This is a genomic window from Betaproteobacteria bacterium (assembly GCA_016713305.1).
In the GTDB taxonomy this organism is placed as follows: Bacteria; Pseudomonadota; Gammaproteobacteria; order Burkholderiales.
In genome coordinates this window covers 347,342-364,288 of sequence record JADJPK010000005.1, presented here as the reverse complement: position 1 = coordinate 364,288, position 16,947 = coordinate 347,342, and the positions used below count along the sequence as shown (strand labels likewise).

The following is a 16,947-nucleotide window of genomic DNA, read 5'->3' as shown; positions in this document are numbered from 1 at the left end:
GACATCATGTGTGGAATCGTCGGAGCAGTAGCCAGTCGCAACATCGTGCCGGTCCTGGTGGAAGGCCTCAGGCGCCTGGAGTACCGGGGCTATGACTCGTGTGGCGTCGCTGTGCATCGCAACGGCCTGGAGCGCGCGCGCAGCACCTCTCGCGTGGCCGAACTGGCCAGCCAGATCGACCAGGACAGGATCGAGGGCACCACCGGCATCTCCCACACCCGCTGGGCCACCCACGGCGCGCCCGCGACCGCCAATGCCCACCCGCACTTCTCGCGCAACGAGATCGCCGTCGTCCACAACGGCATCATCGAGAACTACGAGGAGCTGCGCTCGGAGCTCAGGAAGGCCGGCTACGAATTCGTGAGCGAGACCGACACCGAGGTCATCGCCCACCTGGTGCACTCGTACTACCGCGGCGACCTGCTCGCGGCCGTGAAGCAGGCCATAGCCCGCTTCCACGGTGCCTACGCCATCGCCGTGTTCGCCAAGGACGAGCCGCACCGCGTGGTCGGGGCGCGCTTCGGTTCGCCGCTCGTGGCGGGGCTGGGCCAGGGCGAGAATTTTCTCGCCTCGGATGCCATGGCGCTGGCCGGCACCACCGACCGCATCATCTACCTCGAGGAAGGCGACGTGGCCGACCTCACACGCGAAGGCGTGACGATCTACGACCGGACCGGAGCCAAGGTGATCCGTGAAGCCCGGGTCGTCCAGGCGTATTCCGGGGCCGTCGAGCTGGGGCCCTACCGGCACTACATGCAGAAGGAAATCTTCGAGCAGCCGCGCGCCATCAGCGACACCATCGAGCAGGTGGGCGGGGTCGACCCCGACCTGTTCGGCGAGGCTGCCAAGACCGCCTTCCGCGACATCGACAGCGTGCTCATCCTGGCCTGCGGCACGAGCTACTACTCCGGCTGCGTCGCCCGCTACTGGCTGGAAGCCATCGCCGGGGTGCCGGTGACCGTGGAGATCGCCAGCGAGTACCGTTACCGTACCTCCGTCGCCAACCCCAAGGCCCTGGTCGTGGTCATCTCCCAGTCCGGCGAGACGGCCGACACCCTGGCTGCCCTCAAGCACGCCAAGTCGCTGGGCATGAATCACACCCTGGCCGTGTGCAACGTCGGCACCAGTGCCATGGTGCGCGAGACGGCCATGCACTTCCTCACCCGCGCCGGCGCCGAGATCGGCGTGGCCTCGACCAAGGCCTTCACCACCCAGCTGGTCGGCCTGTACCTGCTGACGCTGGCCCTGGCCAAGGCCAAGGGCCGCCTGACGGCGGAACAGGAACACGATGCCATCCGTGCCCTGCGTCACCTGCCTGCGGCCGTGAGCAGCGTGCTGGCGCTGGAGACCCACATCATCGCCTGGAGCGAGACCTTCGCCCGCAAGGAGAACGCGCTGTTCCTGGGAAGAGGCCTGCACTACCCGATCGCGCTGGAAGGCGCGCTCAAGCTCAAGGAAATCTCCTACATCCACGCCGAGGCCTATCCGGCGGGAGAACTCAAGCATGGTCCGCTGGCGCTGGTGACCGGCGCGATGCCCGTGGTGACCGTGGCACCGAACGACACGCTGGTGGAAAAGCTCAAGAGCAACATGATGGAAGTGCGCGCACGCGGCGGAGAGCTGTTCGTCTTCGCCGATGCCGACACGCACATCCAGGCGAGCGAAGGCGTGCACGTCATCCGCCTGCCCGAACACTACGGGGAGCTATCCCCGATCCTGCACGTCATCCCGCTGCAGATGCTCGCCTACCACACCGCCCTGGCCCGCGGTACGGATGTGGACAAGCCGCGGAATCTGGCGAAGAGCGTGACGGTGGAGTGACCGTTACCCGGTGGGACGGCGCGGCTTGCGGCGAAGGCTGACTTCCGGCCGCAGGGCGGAAGTCAAGCGTAGCGGCCGGAGCCACAAGCCATTCTCTGCTTTCGAAGAGCGTGACGGTGGAGTGACCGTTGCCCGGTGGGACGGCGCGGCTTGCGGCGAAGGCTGACTTCCGGCCGCAGGGCGGAAGTCAAGCGTAGCGGCCGGAGCCACAAGCTCTTCATGTCTTGCGAAGAGCGTGACGGTGGAGTGACCGTCGCGCGTCGGGACGGCGCGGCTTGCGGCGAAGGCTGACTTCCGGCCGCAGGGCGGGAGTCGAGCGCAGCGACCCGAGCCTCCTCGCGTCGTTCTCGGTGACACAGCCTCCTCCGCCATTTGATCCACCCTTGCGTTGCCCGTGTCGGCACTTTCGCCTGTCTTACGCTGCAACGCAAAACAGAAAGCCGTCGCCTCGACCCTCTGTCTCTCTGCAGGCGGTACGTACCGCAGTGCACAACCCGCCATTGCGGCCACTCGCACTCCGCAACCCCTCATTCATTAACACCCTGTCACAGTTGTGGCCGCGAGAAATCCTTGGTTAGACTCTGTCCGCTACGCGCCTGCGGGCGTGTGGATTCGGGAGGTCAATTCAAACCAAGGAGCAGTCGTCATGAGAACGAAACGCATCAAGACGATGACGCAACGGGTTGCGATTCTCGCCGGAGCACTGGCCACAGCCAGCGCTTTCGCAGGCGACGTCACCTGGGACCGTCTGGTCAATAGCGAAAAAGAACCGGGTAACTGGCTCAATCACCACGGCAACCTGGAGGCGCACCGCTTCTCGGGGCTGAACCAGATCAACAAGGGCAACGTCAAGAAGCTCAAGGTGGCGTTCACCTGGGCGATGGGCGGCACGCAAGGCGGCGGCAAGGAAATCATCAAGTGGCCCTTCGCCGGCCTGGAAGGTACGCCGGTCGCGGAAGACGGCTTCCTCTACATCACCACCGGCTGGGGGGTGGTCACCAAGCTCGACACGCGCGGAGGCGTGCCGAAGATGGTGTGGCAGTACAACCCGGCGCCGGATCCCGACTACGCGACCACCGTGGCCTGCTGCGGCATCGACAACCGTGGCGCCGTGCTGTCGGGCAACATGGTGATCTCTGCCGTCATCGACGGCCGGGTCCTGGCGCTGAACAAGACCGACGGCTCGAAGATCTGGGAAGCGCAGGTGGCCGACCCCGGCAAGAGCGAAGTCATCACGGGCGCACCGCTCATCGTCAAGGACATGGTCGTGACCGGCATGGCGGGCGCCGAATACGGCGTGCGTGGCTGGCTCGAAGCGCTCGACATGAAGACCGGCAAGCGCCGCTGGAGAACCTACACGATTCCCGGCCCGGGCGAGCCTGGTCACGAGACGTGGAAGGACAAGCACGGTGCGTGGAAGACGGGTGGCGGTACGACCTGGGTCACGGGCTCCTACGACCCCGAGCTGAACCTCATCATCTGGGGCACGGCCAACCCCGGTCCGGACTGGGACAACGCCTATCGTCCCGGCGACAACCTGTGGACCGACTCGACCATCGCGCTCGACGCCGACTCGGGCAAGATCAAGTGGGGCTTCCAGCACACGCCGAACGATCCGTACGACTATGACTCGATCGCCGAGAACACCTTCGTCGATACGCAGATCAACGGCGCCTTCCGTCGTGCGACCCTGCACGCCAACCGCAACGGTTACGCCTACGCCCTCGATCGCAAGACCGGCGAGCCGCTGTGGTGCACGCAGTTCGTGGATGCGCTGAACTGGTCGGGTGGCCTGGACGCCAAGTGCAAGCCGAAGACCTACGACCCGAAGAAGGACGTGCAGACCTACGTGCCGGGTACGGCAGCGGGCCGCGGCACGGCGACCAAGGGTCGCGGTACCGTGGAAGGCGTGCTGCGTCCGGGGCACATGGGGGGCAAGAACTGGCCGCCCACCACGTACAACCCGCAGACCAACCGGTACTACATTCCGACCATCGACGGCTGCAACAAGGCGTTCAACGAAGTGGCCATTCCGGGTGAGTTCAAGCACCGCCAGCTGTTCCTGGGCGGCGCACCGTTCTCGACCTTCGAGGATCCGGACTGCGGCCGTATCAGCGGCTCGGTCACCGCGATCGACGTGGGCACCGGCAAGGTGGTCGCCAAGAAGCCGACCAAGCACCCGCAGCTGGGCGGTCTGATGTCCACCGCCGGCGGACTGGTGTTTGCGGGCTACGCGGAAGGTCAGGTCGTCGCGCTCGATGCCGACACGCTCGAAGAGCTGTGGAAGTTCGAGACGGGTTCGGCGATCAATGCGCCGCCTGTCAGCTTCATGGCCGATGGAAAGCAGTACATCGCCATCGAAGTCGGTCTGGGCGGTGCCTGGCCGCAGTGGTTCGTGAGCGCCACGCCTGAGCTGAAGTCGCAGGTTCCGAGCAACATGCTGTACGTGTTCGAGCTGGCCGAGTAAGCCGGCGCGCAGGACGCACAGGGCCGGCCGGAAGCCGGCCCTGTGACGGAGGCAGTTCCAATCGACAGAGAACATCGCCGGCTCGATGCGTCGGGCGGCGACTCAGAAACCAAGGTAGACGTGAATGAACGGCTTTCGCAAATCAAGAACGATCCTGCTGGGCGCCACCGTGTGTGCGATCAGCGCCTTGACCGCCCAGCCGGAATTGGCATCGGCAGAGACTGAAACCGGGGATCGCCCGGAGATCGTCGTGCCGCGTGCGGGCGGCCGTGCGGCTTTCGAGAAATTCGGCTGCATCACGTGCCACATGGGCGACGGCCGCGGAGGCCAGAACGAAGGCGGCTACGGTGCCGACCTCCGGGTGACGAAGCTCACCGAACAGGAAGTCGTGCAGACGATCACCAATGGCCGTGCCGGCAAGGGCATGCCGTCGTTCAAGGGGCTGATCGATGAGGAAACGATCGAGACGCTCGCCAAGTACGTGAAGGTGGAACTGCGGCTGAAACAATAGCCGCGCATCCCTTCTCGGCGACGATTTCCCGGGGCGTCGTGCGAAAGCACGACGCCTTTTGCGTTCTTTACTGCCTGACGTTCACTTCTTCGCTTCGCTGAGTTGCTCGGGCGTCATCCGCGCCGATAGCTTGTCCAGTACCCACTGCAGATCCAGACGCTTGTACTTCGCATCTGCGGCAATATCCGCGGCAACCCAGCGGTAAGCCTCGACCAGGTTCTTGTGAACCCCCTGGCTCACCTGCATGTAGACGAACTTCATCAGCGCCTTGCCGTGCTTGAGGTCCTCGCGAGCCATCAGTTCGGCCGCGTATCGGCGCGCTTCGCTCAGGTCACCGCTTTCGCGGCCGTTTTCCAAGGCATCCCGCCCCTTGATGAAGAGACCCATGTTCTCGTTCTCGCGATCGCACTTTTCCTGCGACTCTTCCATGCAGACGAATGCGTCTTCCTCGGCCGCCGCAAGTACCGGGACGGCGAGGACGCCTCCCACGACGGCTGCGGCCATTGCGGTGCAGATGCTCGCGCGAAGGGTCGGGTTTCGCTTGCTCATTTGCGTTCCCTCACTTGACCAGTTTCGCCAGCGCCTGAGCTTTCGCGGAATCGAAATAGAAGGTCGCCGAACTGAATTGCCCGCTGGAGCCCACTTCGAACAGGCCGACCATGTCGATCTTGTATTCGTCGCCCGACTTGCGATCGACGGCCTCCCAGGTCAGCACGATGGCCGCCGATGTTTCCTGGATGAACATCTTGTTCACCTGGTAGCGCGCCTTGTAGGTCTTGAACTCGCTGTCGAGATGGCGGGCCAGGTCGGCGCGGGTCGAGTACTTGAATAGCGGCGATTCGTACTTGGCGTTGGAAGCGAAGTACTTGCCGAAGGCGGCACTGTCGCTGTCTTCCATCGCCGTGTTGTACTCGGCCATGGCCTGCTTGACGAGATGTTCGACCTGCATGGCCACCGAACCGGCGGCGAACGAAGACGTGGAGAAAAGCGAAGACACTGCAAGGGCGGCGAGCAAGCCGCGTCTCTTTCCGTTGGCAGACGCCATTGTTTTGATCCTGTGCTCGTTGCGAAAAGCCGAATCGGGCGAGGGCGGTGATCTCACCGGCCGCGACAGGCCGCGTTACAGGGCGTCTCCTCGATCGCCCCCGCCAAGATTACCCCCGGCGCAGCCGGATTCAAAGACGGAGCGGAAGCTCGCGGCAGGATCATGACCGGCGTTCAGGAAAACGACGGATCAGTTGCGCTGGCGAATTCTCTGACAGCCCGGGCCAAAGAGGAAAAAGTGCAAAGACGGCCAGGAAGTCCGACTGTCGAGGACCTGGATGTTCAGTCAGCCAGATGGCGATACGCAGGCGATGCCGCGACCGCGATCGAGTGGATCGAGTGACGGGTGCAGACCGCGCCCGGAGGCGCAGTCTGCGAGCGAGCGCCTTACTGGAACCAGGTGTCGTCGGCGCGACGTTCCCAGTCGGTGAGCTGCTTCTCGGCTTCGTCCTTGGTGATGCCGTAGCGTTCCTGGATCTTGCCGGAGAGCTGATCCCGCTTTCCCGCCACCACGTCAAGATCGTCGTCCGTGAGCTTGCCCCACTTCTCCTTGGCCTTTCCGGTGATCTGTTTCCAGTTCCCTTCGATGCGATCCCAGTTCATTTGTCTCTCCTTGCTGTCGATCGTGAAAACGCGGCAGGTTCGGCACGGTCGATGTCGCACTCTCGCGCGACGATGCGTCCCCGTGAACGAGTCCGCGCCGCTTGACGTTCCCGGGAATGTCCCCGGACGGCCGTGGCGGGCAATCGGTGTGCCCTTCATGCTTCGGAGGAGACACGGAATGCGACTTGCCCGTCCACTGAGTCATCACCTTCAGTGGAGGGAGCAATGGCCAGGAAATACGGAGTGAAGATGCCCGGCACGCTCGAGCGCTCACCGGACAAGGCACAGCGCACCTACGCGAAGACACTCGCGAACGCGGAGAAGGAGTACGGGTCAGGAGAGCGTGTCGGCCGCACGGCCATAGCGGCGCTCAAGCACAGCTTCGAGAAAGTCGGAGACCACTGGGTGCCGAAAAAGGAGAAGGGGCCGTCGGATCCGCGCGCCGCGAAAGCCGGCCGCGCCGCTCGAGGCAAGGGCGGGGAGAGTTTCGGGGGTGTGGACGCGAAGGGACATTCCCGTGACGAACTCTACGAACGAGCGAAGGCGATGGAAATCCCTGGACGTTCGTCGATGAACAAGGCGGAGCTAGCGAGAGCGATCGCACGCAAGCAGGGTTGATGTCGAGCCAGGGAAGAGCGGCGATGAGCGCCGGACGGCGGGCCGCTTCAGCGAGCCGCCGTCCGCCGCGCAGCGATCTCCCTCAGGTACTGCTCCGCCGCGCGAGCCCGCATGTCCGTGGGGTCCAGCGACTGGCGCATCCGTTGGACCACCTCGCTCGCCGAAGCAAGAGCCGTCGTGGGGTCGCCCTCGGGTTGGAAGGCCACCATCTTCCAAAGAAACACGATGCTCGCGCCTCCTTCACCGAAGCGCTGTTTCGCGGCGTCGTCCTCCGGATGTGGCAGTGCGAACCACACGTCCTGAAGCTGCGCGATGGTTGTGCGCATGGCGTCGAATTCGCCCGCTCGCCATTGGATGTGTGCGAGTTCTTTCAATGGACGAAGGAGCCCTGGGCCGCGAGCACCACCCGCCTTCGCTTCCGTGGCAATCCATTCCTCCCAGAGAGCGCGCAGCTCGGAGACGGACTGCGCCGACTCCAGAGGGTGGGCAAGCTGCATGTACGCGGCCTCTCGCCGCTGTTCGTCCAGAGTGTGCGCAAATCGGCCAAGCAGAGCGCGTGTGTTGGCGACCAGCGCGGGGGCACCGTCGGGTGTCCGGGAGTATTCGCGCAGCCAGAGCAACGACGCCTGCAGCGCCTTGGGGGTCTGGTCCTGCCGGGTCAGCTGCAGGGTCGTGATCCACGCTTCGAGCCACGGCCTCATCTCGGAGCGCACCGCCCCTGCGTTCGACAACGCGGTGAAGGCGCGTGCGAGCAGGGATTCCGCCACGGCAGCCGAGGGGGCGCCCAGCCGAGCGGCGATGTGAGCCGCCTGGCGGCAGCTCAGCAGCTGCTTGTCGATCCGGCTCGATGCCGCCTGGGTGAACCCCTTGCGTTCCACGGACGGCACGTCGGCCAGGACCGCAGCCACGGCTTCGCACGCCGCGATCTGCGTGCGAGCCTGCACGACCTCGCCCTCGTCGGGGGGCAGTTGCGATGCCTGCGCGTTCATGCGGTTCAGCATGGCCAGCGCCGAGTACCAGAGCTGGACCCGTGTTCTCTCCTTGTCCTCGGCGGGAAGCAGTTCCGTCTGGAGATTCACGAGCCGGCGGCGGAAGTGGAATGCGATCTCGCAATGGTCGTTCAGATCGCAGTCGAAGAGGACCGCCTGCTTGCGGAATCCGAACGCCTCGGGCCAGCGACGCGACCACCAGTCGCCGGGTTCGAAACAGCGGTAAAGCGATTCGGGACGAGCCCCGGTCTCCGGCGGAAGAGGAAGAACCTGCGGGCCCTTGTCGCAGGCCCATCCCAGGAACCGCTCCTGCCCGGTTTCCTTGTCTTCTCCGGTCCAGTAGGACAGCAGGGGAGGCAGGCTTCGGCCGTCCGCCGTGACGCGGCGATCCGACCGCGGCGCCCGTTTCCCCAGAAGGATGTCCTGACGATCCCAGTCCGTGTCGTCCCGATAGACGATGAGGCGGGCGCGGCCCAGCCGGCATGCCTCGACCGGCTTGTTCTCGAGGCAGATGGGCGCGACGTTCTCCGGCGGCATGCCGTCGTGTCCGGGCACGCTCACTTCCAGCAGAAGCTGCTCGGGACCGCGAGCCGTCACGGGGATCTTTCTTCGGGCCCCCTGGAACGACCACCACGCGTACCACTCGGTCGGTGCGATTCGAAGAGAGAGAGGCGGCGCGGGGCGCTCCGTATTCCGGTCGGACCATGTCACGACGAAGCTCTGCGTGGTGACATCCACTTCCTCGCCGGTCGGCTTGTCCGCCACGGGGGGTTGGGACCGTCCCGGCCCGAACGGAATCGCGCCTTCGAGCCACTTGGCGTGAATGAGAGGCCACACGAACAGCAGCCCGGGAACGAGCCCGACCAGCAAGGCGATCAGGGCGCGCTTCGGTGAAGTGGAGAGGAGCCGGCCCATGGCGGTCTCAGCGCGCGGCGGCGCCGTACTTGAAGGAAGGATCGGTCCCCAGATAGCTGCCCCAGGGGGTCAGCATGACGGTGGTGGTGACCGGCGGAAACACCTTCGGCACCTCCCGGCCCGGGGTGGGCATCTTGAGCGGCTGTGCCTTGGGATCGAAGAGGAAGGGATGCGGATCGATGGCTTCCATCTCGTACGTGAGCCCGATGGCCTTCTGGCCGCCCATGGTGAACGGCGGTTGCGACGAGACCAGGCGCCTCACCTTGGCGCGGCCGAAGCAGAAGCGCGGACTGCGATCGCCCGACACGGAATCTTCCTCGGTGGTGTAAACGCTCTTGCCAAGCTCGGTGAGCTCGTAGATCCACTGCGGCTTGTCGGGCGTGGCATCCGGACCGGCGGTGCGTTCGACGAGGCCTGCGGCGTTGAGGTCCTCGCACCGGTCGCACTGCAGCCTCCAGCGGTCCCTCGTGTCCACCGGGAACGGTCCGGCCCGGAGACACAGGTAACCGGCGGCGATTTCACGGTCCAGGCCTTGCACGATGGCGGTTTCGAACTTGCGCGTTTCCGCGCTGACGGGATCGCCGCCTCTGCCGAAATACCAGACGCCCGCGGCCACGAGACCCGCCGTGACGATCAACCCCCAGCGCATGACCCGCTCCCGGGCACAACATTCATGGCGATCGCAGGGACGGCCGTGGCACCTGAGGAGCCGGCCAGTGGTTCCAGGGAAATCGTGTGTGGCATGACGACGTTTCTCGTTGATCTTGCGGGTCGGCGGCGCACCGGGCGTCCACCCCCGCCTCGACGGCCAATTCTGGAACAGTTATCGGCGCGCGCCACGCCGCCTCAACGCCGCTACGATAGGGGTTATTCCCTGCGAGACAAGGTCATGAATCCGACTTCCTTTGCCGGCGCGATCCAGTTTGCCGAGGCGCACGAAACCTCCTGGACCCGCAAGGTCGACGACCGCTGGGGCATCCACGTGCAGGATCCGCCTCCATGGAACCGGCTGCGCGGACCGATACACGACCGCGGCCCCGTATCCGGCGTGATCCGGATCGAGGGGCGCGAGGTCGCGGCGTGGGGCGAACCCGATCGCCCGGATCTCACCTTCAGCGTCGCCAAGACCTACCTCGCGCTGCTCGCCGGCGTCGCGTTCGACCGGGGGCTGATTGCCGATGTGCGGGAACCCATCGGGCGCCGGATTCCAGGCATCGGATTCGACGACGGCCGCAATGCACGCGTCACATGGGAGCACATCCTGCAGCAGACCAGCGAGTGGGAGGGCGAATGCTTCGGATTGTCGGACCGCGCCGATCGCTACCGCACCGTCCAGTTCCAGGAAGTGAAAGTCACGGGTACCAAAGGCGACGCCCGGCCGCTGCAGGAACCGGGAACGTTCTGGGAGTACAACGACGTGCGCGTGAACCAGCTGTCGCTGGCGCTGCTGCACCTGTTGCGCGAGCCGCTGCCCGAGGTCTTCCGGGAAGCGATCATGGATCCGGTGGGCGCGAGCCGGGACTGGCGGTGGGTCGGCTACGACGACGCGTGGGTGGAGATCGACGGCCAGCGCATGCAGTCGGTCCCCGGAGGAACCCATTGGGGCGCTGGCGTATCCATCGGCAGCCGCGATCAGGCACGGGTGGGCCAGATGCTGCTCGATGGGGGCATGGCCAACGGGCAACGCGTCCTGTCACAGGACTGGATCGGGCGCATGCGCACTCCCTGCCCCATCGCGCCGTTCTACGGTTACCTGCTGTGGCTCAACCAGGGACGGCGCGTGTTTCCGAGCGTGCCGGAATCGAGCTTCTTCGCGTTTGGCGCAGGCAGTTCGTTCACGTGGGTCGAACCGGAACGCCGCATGGTGGTCGTCGTGCGCTGGATTGACGCGGACCACGCAGACGGCTTCTTCCGCGAAGTTCTCGATGCCGCGAATCAGGGGAAGGTCTGATCAAGGTGCGAGCGAGGCCGTATAGGCCGCGAGATCGAGGATGTCGTCCGGCGTGAGCACGCTCACGACAGGCTTCATGAGCGCCGCCCAGAGGCCGTCCCGTGTGCCGTTGCGCATGTCGTGGAGCTGCCGCACCACATAGCTCGGTGACCGGCCGGCGAGCCCCGGGACGGGTCCGAGCCCGCGAAGGCCGGCGCCGTGGCACACGCTGCAGGCGGTCAGGCCCTTCGATTGACCTGCGGCGAGCGCGCGCCCGCGCTCGATGCTGCCGGGCGGAACGTAGGCGACGAACCCCGAGCGTGCGTCGCGAAGCTCCGTGCGTTCCAGATCCTCGGGCATCTCGACGATGCGTTGGCCGATCGGTTCCATCGCCGGAGGGTCCGCCGGCGCGAGCATCCAGCCCGTGATCGTGGGAACGGGCACCGTGCCGGATTCCACGACACGGATCCAGGGAGTGAGCGGCAATGCGGAGAAGTATTCCGCGGCCGCCCGCACCTCGTCATCGAGCGCGCCTTTTGCCGTGCTCACCATGAAGTTCACGGGAAGCGACCGCGGTTCCGAACTCCTGCGTGCACCGCTCTTGAACTCCGCCACCTGGCGGACGATGTAGTCGACCGGCAGACCTGCGAGGCTCGAGTTTTCCGGCCGGCCGAGGCCGTTGGGAAGGTGACAGTAGCCGCACGCCAGAACGCCCGGCCTGGGACCGTGCGCAACGGGCGACGGCATGGCCGCATGATCGCCCGGATGCCAGTCGGGTGCGTGGGCGACGTCGCGGATCTGGGTCAGCGTGAAACGGCGGTCGCTTCCCGGAACGCTGCGCGGGATTCCGTCGTCCGGAGCCGGCTTCAAGGAGGGCGGATTGACCACATAGGCCCACTCGGGAATGCGCTCGTCGGCGAACGACACCGTGATACCCAGCGCGCAGCCCAGCGCCACCGCAACGAATCCCTGAAGCCGCCTCTTCATGTGCGCTCCTGTTCGATCGAAAGAAGCCCGGCCGAGAACGGATCCCTCACCGGCCGAGAACGGATCCCTCACCACTTGTTGCGCAGCTCGCGCAGCTTGACGAAGACGGTGCGCGCATCCGGATTCTCCGGCAGGTCGTCGAACGCGTCGCGCAGGCGGGCGATCACCGTGGGACTGTGCAGCCGGAAGAAGGTGTTGATCTCCTTTTCCAGCGCCAGCGTGGTCACCATGGCGTGGGCCGGGTCCTGATCCAGCACTTCGTCCAGCAGCCGCTTCGCGCGAGCGTTGTCGGGCTCGCGATCCAGGGTGAAGCCGAGGTTGTTGGAGATGTAGTCGTGACCGGGATAGACGCGGGTGCCGTCCGGCAACCCGGCCAGCTGATCTGCGAACGTGCGGTAGAGCTCATCGGGATGGCCCCCGTTGTGGCAATTCCCCGCCCCGGCGTTGAAAAGCGTGTCGCCGCAGAACAGGGCCGGGTTGTCCGTGTGCGACCGCAAGCAGACGTGACACATGGTGTGGCCGGGCGTATCCATCACTTCCAGTTCCACCGTCTTGCCGACCCGGACGACATCGCCCGCGGCAAGCCCGCGGTCCACGCCGGGAATGCGCCCGCCCGCGTTGTGATGAGCCAGCAGCTTGGCCCCCGTCGCCGCGATGACCGCCTGGTTGCCCCCCGTGTGATCGCCATGCTCGTGCGTGTTGAGCACCTGGGTGATGTGCCATCCCCTGGCGCCGGCCGTGGCCAGGCACTTCGCGTGGTCGAGCGGGTCGATCGCGAGCGCCTCGCCGGTCTCGGGGCAGACGATCAGGTAGTTGAAGTTCCGGTAGGCGTTACCGGTCCAGATCTGTTCGACGATCACCGTGGTTCTCCGGGAAGACGGCCAGCCGCGTTCACGAGGGTGAACGCCCGGGCCAGTATAGGGCAGACTTGCGCCAAGACGACCTGCGCCGTGGCGGAACATGTGCCGGCCAAAGACGTCGAACATCGACTCGTCCCCAGGAACGGCCTTGATACACGCGTCCAGATTCGACAACACGTTCGTGCGCCAGCTGCCCGGAGATCCCGAATCGGGGTCCCGGCGGCGGCAGGTCCACGGCGCCCTGTTCTCCCGCGTGCAGCCCACACCGGTTGCCGCGCCCACGCTGATTGCCCACTCGCCCGAAGTCGCGGCGCTCGTCGGCATCGCACCGGAAGACGTCGCAACGCGCGAGTTCGCAGAGGTGTTCGGCGGCAATTCGCTCATCGAGGGCATGGAGCCCTATTCCGCCAACTACGGCGGACACCAGTTCGGCAACTGGGCGGGGCAGCTGGGCGATGGCCGTGCGATCACGCTGGGCGAGGTCGTCACCCCCGCCGGCGAGCGCTGGGAATTGCAGCTGAAGGGAGCCGGCCTCACGCCCTACTCACGGACCGCGGACGGCCGCGCCGTCCTGCGCTCGTCGGTGCGCGAATTCCTTTGCAGTGAAGCGATGCATCACCTCGGCGTGCCGACGACACGGGCGCTCAGCCTCGTGGCGACGGGCGAGCCGGTGATCCGGGACATGTTCTACGACGGCAATCCGGAACCCGAGCCCGGCGCCGTGGTATGCCGCGTGGCGCCGTCCTTCATCCGGTTCGGCAACTTCGAACTGCCTTCGTCGCGCGGTGACGCAGCCCTGCTGGAACGGCTCATCGAGTTCACGATCCGCCGCGACTATGCGGAACTGGGCGGCATCGTCGACACCGTCGAACGCCGCGCCCGTTGGTTCACCGAGGTCTGCGAGCGGACAGCGCGCATGGTGGCGCACTGGATGCGCGTGGGGTTCGTCCATGGCGTGATGAACACGGACAACATGTCCATCCTCGGACTCACCATCGACTACGGGCCCTACGGGTGGGTCGACAATTTCGACCGCGGCTGGACACCCAACACAACGGATGCCCAGGGCCGCCGGTACCGCTTCGGCCAGCAGTCGCAGATCGCGTACTGGAATCTGTGGCAGTTGGGCAACGCCCTGGTCCCGGCCTTTCCAGAAGTGGAACCGCTGCAGGATGCGCTTCAGCGCTACATCGAGACCTACGTGACGTGCGAGCGCGGCAATACGGCCGGCAAGCTGGGACTCGCCGAATGCCGCGAAGAGGATGCCGACCTGATCGGCGACCTGTATGACCTGCTGGAAGCGGCCGAAGTGGACATGACGATCTTCTTTCGCCGTCTCGCCCACGTCGATCCGGCGTCGCCTTCGCTCGAACCGCTCGACCAGGCCTTCTACGACGAGGTCAAGCGGGAGCGGCACGGCCCGGCGCTGCTGCAGTGGCTCGAGCGCCATGGCCGCCGCGTTCGGGAAGACGGCGAGCCTGCTGCCGCCCGGCGCGAGCGGATGAACCGGGTCAATCCGCTCTACGTGCTGCGCAACTACCTGGCCCAGGAGGCCATCGATCGCGCCACCGAGGGCGACAACGCCGGCATCACCGAACTGCTGGACGTGATGCGCCGGCCTTACACCGAACAGCCGGGCCGCGAACGCTTCGCCGGGCGGCGCCCGGACTGGGCGCGCAACCGGGCGGGGTGTTCGATGTTGTCCTGCAGTTCGTGAGAAGTTCCGTCAGCGGCGGCGGCGTGTCCGCGACACCGCCAGCGACAGGAATGCAAGGCCGCCACCCAACAGCATCCACTCCGACGGTTCCGGCACTTCGGGGGTGACCGTCACGTCCTCGGTGTCGATGGAGAAGTACAGGGAGGCGCCCGTCGCATACCGGTCGGCATAGAAGAGGGCCAAAGTATGCGTTCCCTCGGCGAGCACTTCCGTCGTGACGGGTGCGGCATCGAGCGCATGCACGCCGCCGTTCTGGACGACGAGGTCGCCATCGACGTAGAAGAAGGCGTCGTCGTCGGATCCCAGGGTGAATGTCACGGCAGCCGGTGCCGTCAGTTCGAAATTCCCCCGGAAGACGGCGGTGAGGAATGCCGCACCGTCGTCGCTTCCCGTGGCGTTTGGCGCGTACATCGCGTAGTTCTCGAACGGCATGGTGACTGTCGCGGTCCCCGTGGCGGCGACATTGGCGTTGCGGGTCGGCGACCACCACGTGATCTCGCGATCTGCCGAGAGATCGCTGATGGGGAATGCCGCGGAATCGTTGTAACCCTCGCCGAGCATAGGCAGCCCGTTCGGGCCGAGCGACCCGGCCACCATGTCCGCAGGCGAGCTGCAACACTGGGAATCGAAGTCCGGGTCGTCGTAGGACACCGAGAAGTACTCCACCGACAATGACGAGGCGGCGGATGCCGTTGCAGCGGCGACCAGCAGCAGCGCCGCTGCGGACGACTGAAGACGGGGGCGGAATGACATGGCGGATCTCCTTGGACTGGTGCGTTCCCGCCGCCACCTGGCAGCGGAACGGGACGGCTTCGCGCGCGCATCGATGCAGCCGCACGCATGCTGTCTCTACTGCCAGGGACCCTACCCCTTTGGCGGATCCGGTGCAACCGGACGGGTCGACGCATGCCGATTCGGCCTGACATTCGCCGTCCTCCGGATCACAATGCCCTTTCCCAGTCACCCAGCAACGAGGAGACGGCATTGAAATTCCTGAACGACCCCGAAGGCACGCGCCTGCCCATCAAGCTCGACACCACCACCAACGGTGAATTCTCTCCGGTACCGCTCGAACCGGTGCATCACGAAGCGAAGAAGGCCGGTCTGGACGACGCCACTCGCAATGCCCGGCGGCTTGCGCTACCGCGGCGCAACTTTCTCGTGTCGGCTTGCGGCGCCGCCACGGCGCTGCTCGCCATGAACGAGGCCTATGCGCGGCACGGCAGAACCGGCGGCTTCTACGATGTCCCGGCCGAAGCCGCTCTGGACCGTCAGCTCGCCGCCGCCACCGTGGAGGGCGAGGAGTTCATCTTCGACGTGCAGGGCCACTTCGTGAATCCCACCGGCGCCTGGACGAAACTGCTGCCGCCCGGCGCCACGCCGCTCAAGCAGATGCCCAAGACCACCGCCTGTCAGGGACCGGGGCAGCTCGACTACCTCCAGTGCATCGGTTCCGACGAATTCGTGAAGGACGTGTTCATGGATTCGGACACCGACCTCATGGTCCTCTCGTTCGTGCCGTCGACACGGCAGGGCGAACCGCTCACCATCGAGGAAGCCCACGCCACCGCGCGGATCGTCGAACGCCTGGACGGCATGCACCGCCTGTACATCCACGGCCGGGTCAATCCCAATCAGCCCGGCGACCTGGACGGCATGGACGAGCTGGCCTCGCGCTATCGCATCGCCGCGTGGAAGACGTACACCCAGTGGGGGCCGGACGGCACTCCCGGCTTCTACCTCGACGACGCGCCGGGCATCGCCATGATCGAGAAGGCGCGCAGGCTGGGCATCCGCAACATCGCCGTGCACAAGGGTCTGCCTTTCGGCAAGCGCTCCTACGAACACTCCACCTGCGTGGACATCGGCCGCATCGCCAAGCGCTATCCCGACGTGAATTTCCTCATCTATCACTCCGGCTTCGTCACCGGTTCGCCGGAAGGTCCGCACGATCCGAAACGCACCGACGGCGTCGATGCGCTCGTGACCAGCCTCATGGAGAACGGCGTAGGCCCGGGGTCCAATGTCTACGCGGAACTGGGATCCACCTGGCGATTCGCCATGCGCGACCCCGACACGGCGGCGCACACGCTGGGCAAGCTGCTGAAGGCGTGCGGCGAGAACAACGTGCTGTGGGGGACGGATTCCATCTGGTACGGCTCGCCCCAGGACCAGATCCAGGCGTTTCGCACCTTCCAGATCTCGCCCGCGCTGCGGGAAAAGCACGGCTATCCCGAGATCACCAGGGACATGCGCGCCAAGATCTTCGGGCTCAATGCGCTCAAGCTCTATCCCGTGCCGGACCACGTGCTCCGCAAGCATCTGACGAGCGACAAGGTCGCGGAGGAGCGCCGCGAGTACCGTGCCGAACGTGCGGACCCGACCTATCTCACCCACGGCCCCAGGACCCGCCGCGAGTTCCTCAATCTCAAGGCATGGGGCGGGTAGAATTCCCTTGGAGAATGTCTGACCGGTGGCGGCCAGT

The 16,947-nt window shown here is 65.8% G+C and carries 15 protein-coding genes; 7 read left to right on the top strand and 8 right to left on the bottom strand.

Going from position 1 to position 16,947, the window contains the following annotated elements:
- The first annotated feature begins 6 nt into the window (after window positions 1-6).
- The 3 genes from glmS to IPK20_06590 all read left to right on the top strand — a co-directional run bounded on the left by glmS (window position 7) and on the right by IPK20_06590 (window position 4,799).
- Entirely contained in the window at window positions 7-1,821 is a 1,815-nt protein-coding gene (gene glmS / locus IPK20_06600) for a glutamine--fructose-6-phosphate transaminase (isomerizing) (GenBank protein MBK8016414.1), read from the top strand.
- A gap of 646 nt (window positions 1,822-2,467) precedes the next feature.
- The gene (locus IPK20_06595; protein MBK8016413.1) at window positions 2,468-4,288 is read left to right on the top strand and encodes a PQQ-dependent dehydrogenase, methanol/ethanol family; all 1,821 of its coding nucleotides are present in this window, start codon (window positions 2,468-2,470) and stop codon (window positions 4,286-4,288) included.
- Between the two features lie 124 nt (window positions 4,289-4,412).
- Window positions 4,413-4,799 (top strand): cytochrome c, encoded by a 387-nt coding sequence (locus IPK20_06590; GenBank protein ID MBK8016412.1) that lies wholly within the window; start codon window positions 4,413-4,415, stop codon window positions 4,797-4,799.
- A gap of 81 nt (window positions 4,800-4,880) precedes the next feature.
- Here IPK20_06590 and IPK20_06585 read toward each other — a convergent pair whose 3' ends face one another.
- The 3 genes from IPK20_06585 to IPK20_06575 form a co-directional block, all read right to left on the bottom strand.
- A complete protein-coding gene (locus IPK20_06585) occupies window positions 4,881-5,348 on the bottom strand; it encodes a hypothetical protein (protein ID MBK8016411.1) in 468 nt (155 codons plus the stop codon).
- Window positions 5,349-5,358: 10 nt separating this feature from the next.
- Window positions 5,359-5,844: a nuclear transport factor 2 family protein gene (locus IPK20_06580; protein ID MBK8016410.1), complete on the bottom strand. Its 486-nt coding sequence runs from the start codon at window positions 5,842-5,844 to the stop codon at window positions 5,359-5,361.
- Window positions 5,845-6,230: 386 nt separating this feature from the next.
- Window positions 6,231-6,446: a CsbD family protein gene (locus IPK20_06575; protein MBK8016409.1), complete on the bottom strand. Its 216-nt coding sequence runs from the start codon at window positions 6,444-6,446 to the stop codon at window positions 6,231-6,233.
- A 225-nt stretch (window positions 6,447-6,671) separates the two neighbouring features.
- Between IPK20_06575 and IPK20_06570 the strand changes: the two genes are divergently transcribed.
- Window positions 6,672-7,064, top strand: coding sequence for a ChaB family protein (locus IPK20_06570; GenBank protein MBK8016408.1), 393 nt, complete (start codon window positions 6,672-6,674; stop codon window positions 7,062-7,064).
- Between the two features lie 47 nt (window positions 7,065-7,111).
- On the opposite strand, the gene IPK20_06565 is transcribed toward IPK20_06570, so the two are convergent.
- Both IPK20_06565 and IPK20_06560 read right to left on the bottom strand, forming a co-directional pair.
- Complete coding sequence (locus IPK20_06565) at window positions 7,112-8,968, bottom strand: hypothetical protein (protein MBK8016407.1); 1,857 nt, start codon at window positions 8,966-8,968, stop codon at window positions 7,112-7,114.
- Between the two features lie 7 nt (window positions 8,969-8,975).
- Window positions 8,976-9,617: a hypothetical protein gene (locus IPK20_06560; GenBank protein ID MBK8016406.1), complete on the bottom strand. Its 642-nt coding sequence runs from the start codon at window positions 9,615-9,617 to the stop codon at window positions 8,976-8,978.
- Between the two features lie 240 nt (window positions 9,618-9,857).
- On the opposite strand from IPK20_06560, the gene IPK20_06555 reads away from it, so the two are divergent.
- Window positions 9,858-10,919: a serine hydrolase gene (locus IPK20_06555; protein ID MBK8016405.1), complete on the top strand. Its 1,062-nt coding sequence runs from the start codon at window positions 9,858-9,860 to the stop codon at window positions 10,917-10,919.
- On the opposite strand, the gene IPK20_06550 is transcribed toward IPK20_06555, so the two are convergent.
- Window positions 10,920-11,855 carry a cytochrome C-binding protein gene (locus IPK20_06550; protein ID MBK8016404.1) on the bottom strand — a complete coding sequence of 312 codons (936 nt, stop codon included), beginning with the start codon at window positions 11,853-11,855 and terminating at the stop codon, window positions 10,920-10,922.
- 98 nt (window positions 11,856-11,953) lie between these two features.
- A complete protein-coding gene (locus IPK20_06545) occupies window positions 11,954-12,745 on the bottom strand; it encodes a hydroxyacylglutathione hydrolase (protein MBK8016403.1) in 792 nt (263 codons plus the stop codon).
- A gap of 151 nt (window positions 12,746-12,896) precedes the next feature.
- Between IPK20_06545 and IPK20_06540 the strand changes: the two genes are divergently transcribed.
- Window positions 12,897-14,462 carry a YdiU family protein gene (locus tag IPK20_06540; GenBank protein MBK8016402.1) on the top strand — a complete coding sequence of 522 codons (1,566 nt, stop codon included), beginning with the start codon at window positions 12,897-12,899 and terminating at the stop codon, window positions 14,460-14,462.
- A 9-nt stretch (window positions 14,463-14,471) separates the two neighbouring features.
- On the opposite strand, the gene IPK20_06535 is transcribed toward IPK20_06540, so the two are convergent.
- Complete coding sequence (locus IPK20_06535; protein ID MBK8016401.1) at window positions 14,472-15,215, bottom strand: PEP-CTERM sorting domain-containing protein; 744 nt, start codon at window positions 15,213-15,215, stop codon at window positions 14,472-14,474.
- A 153-nt stretch (window positions 15,216-15,368) separates the two neighbouring features.
- On the opposite strand from IPK20_06535, the gene IPK20_06530 reads away from it, so the two are divergent.
- Entirely contained in the window at window positions 15,369-16,910 is a 1,542-nt protein-coding gene (locus IPK20_06530; GenBank protein MBK8016400.1) for an amidohydrolase family protein, read from the top strand.
- Window positions 16,911-16,947 lie beyond the last annotated feature (37 nt).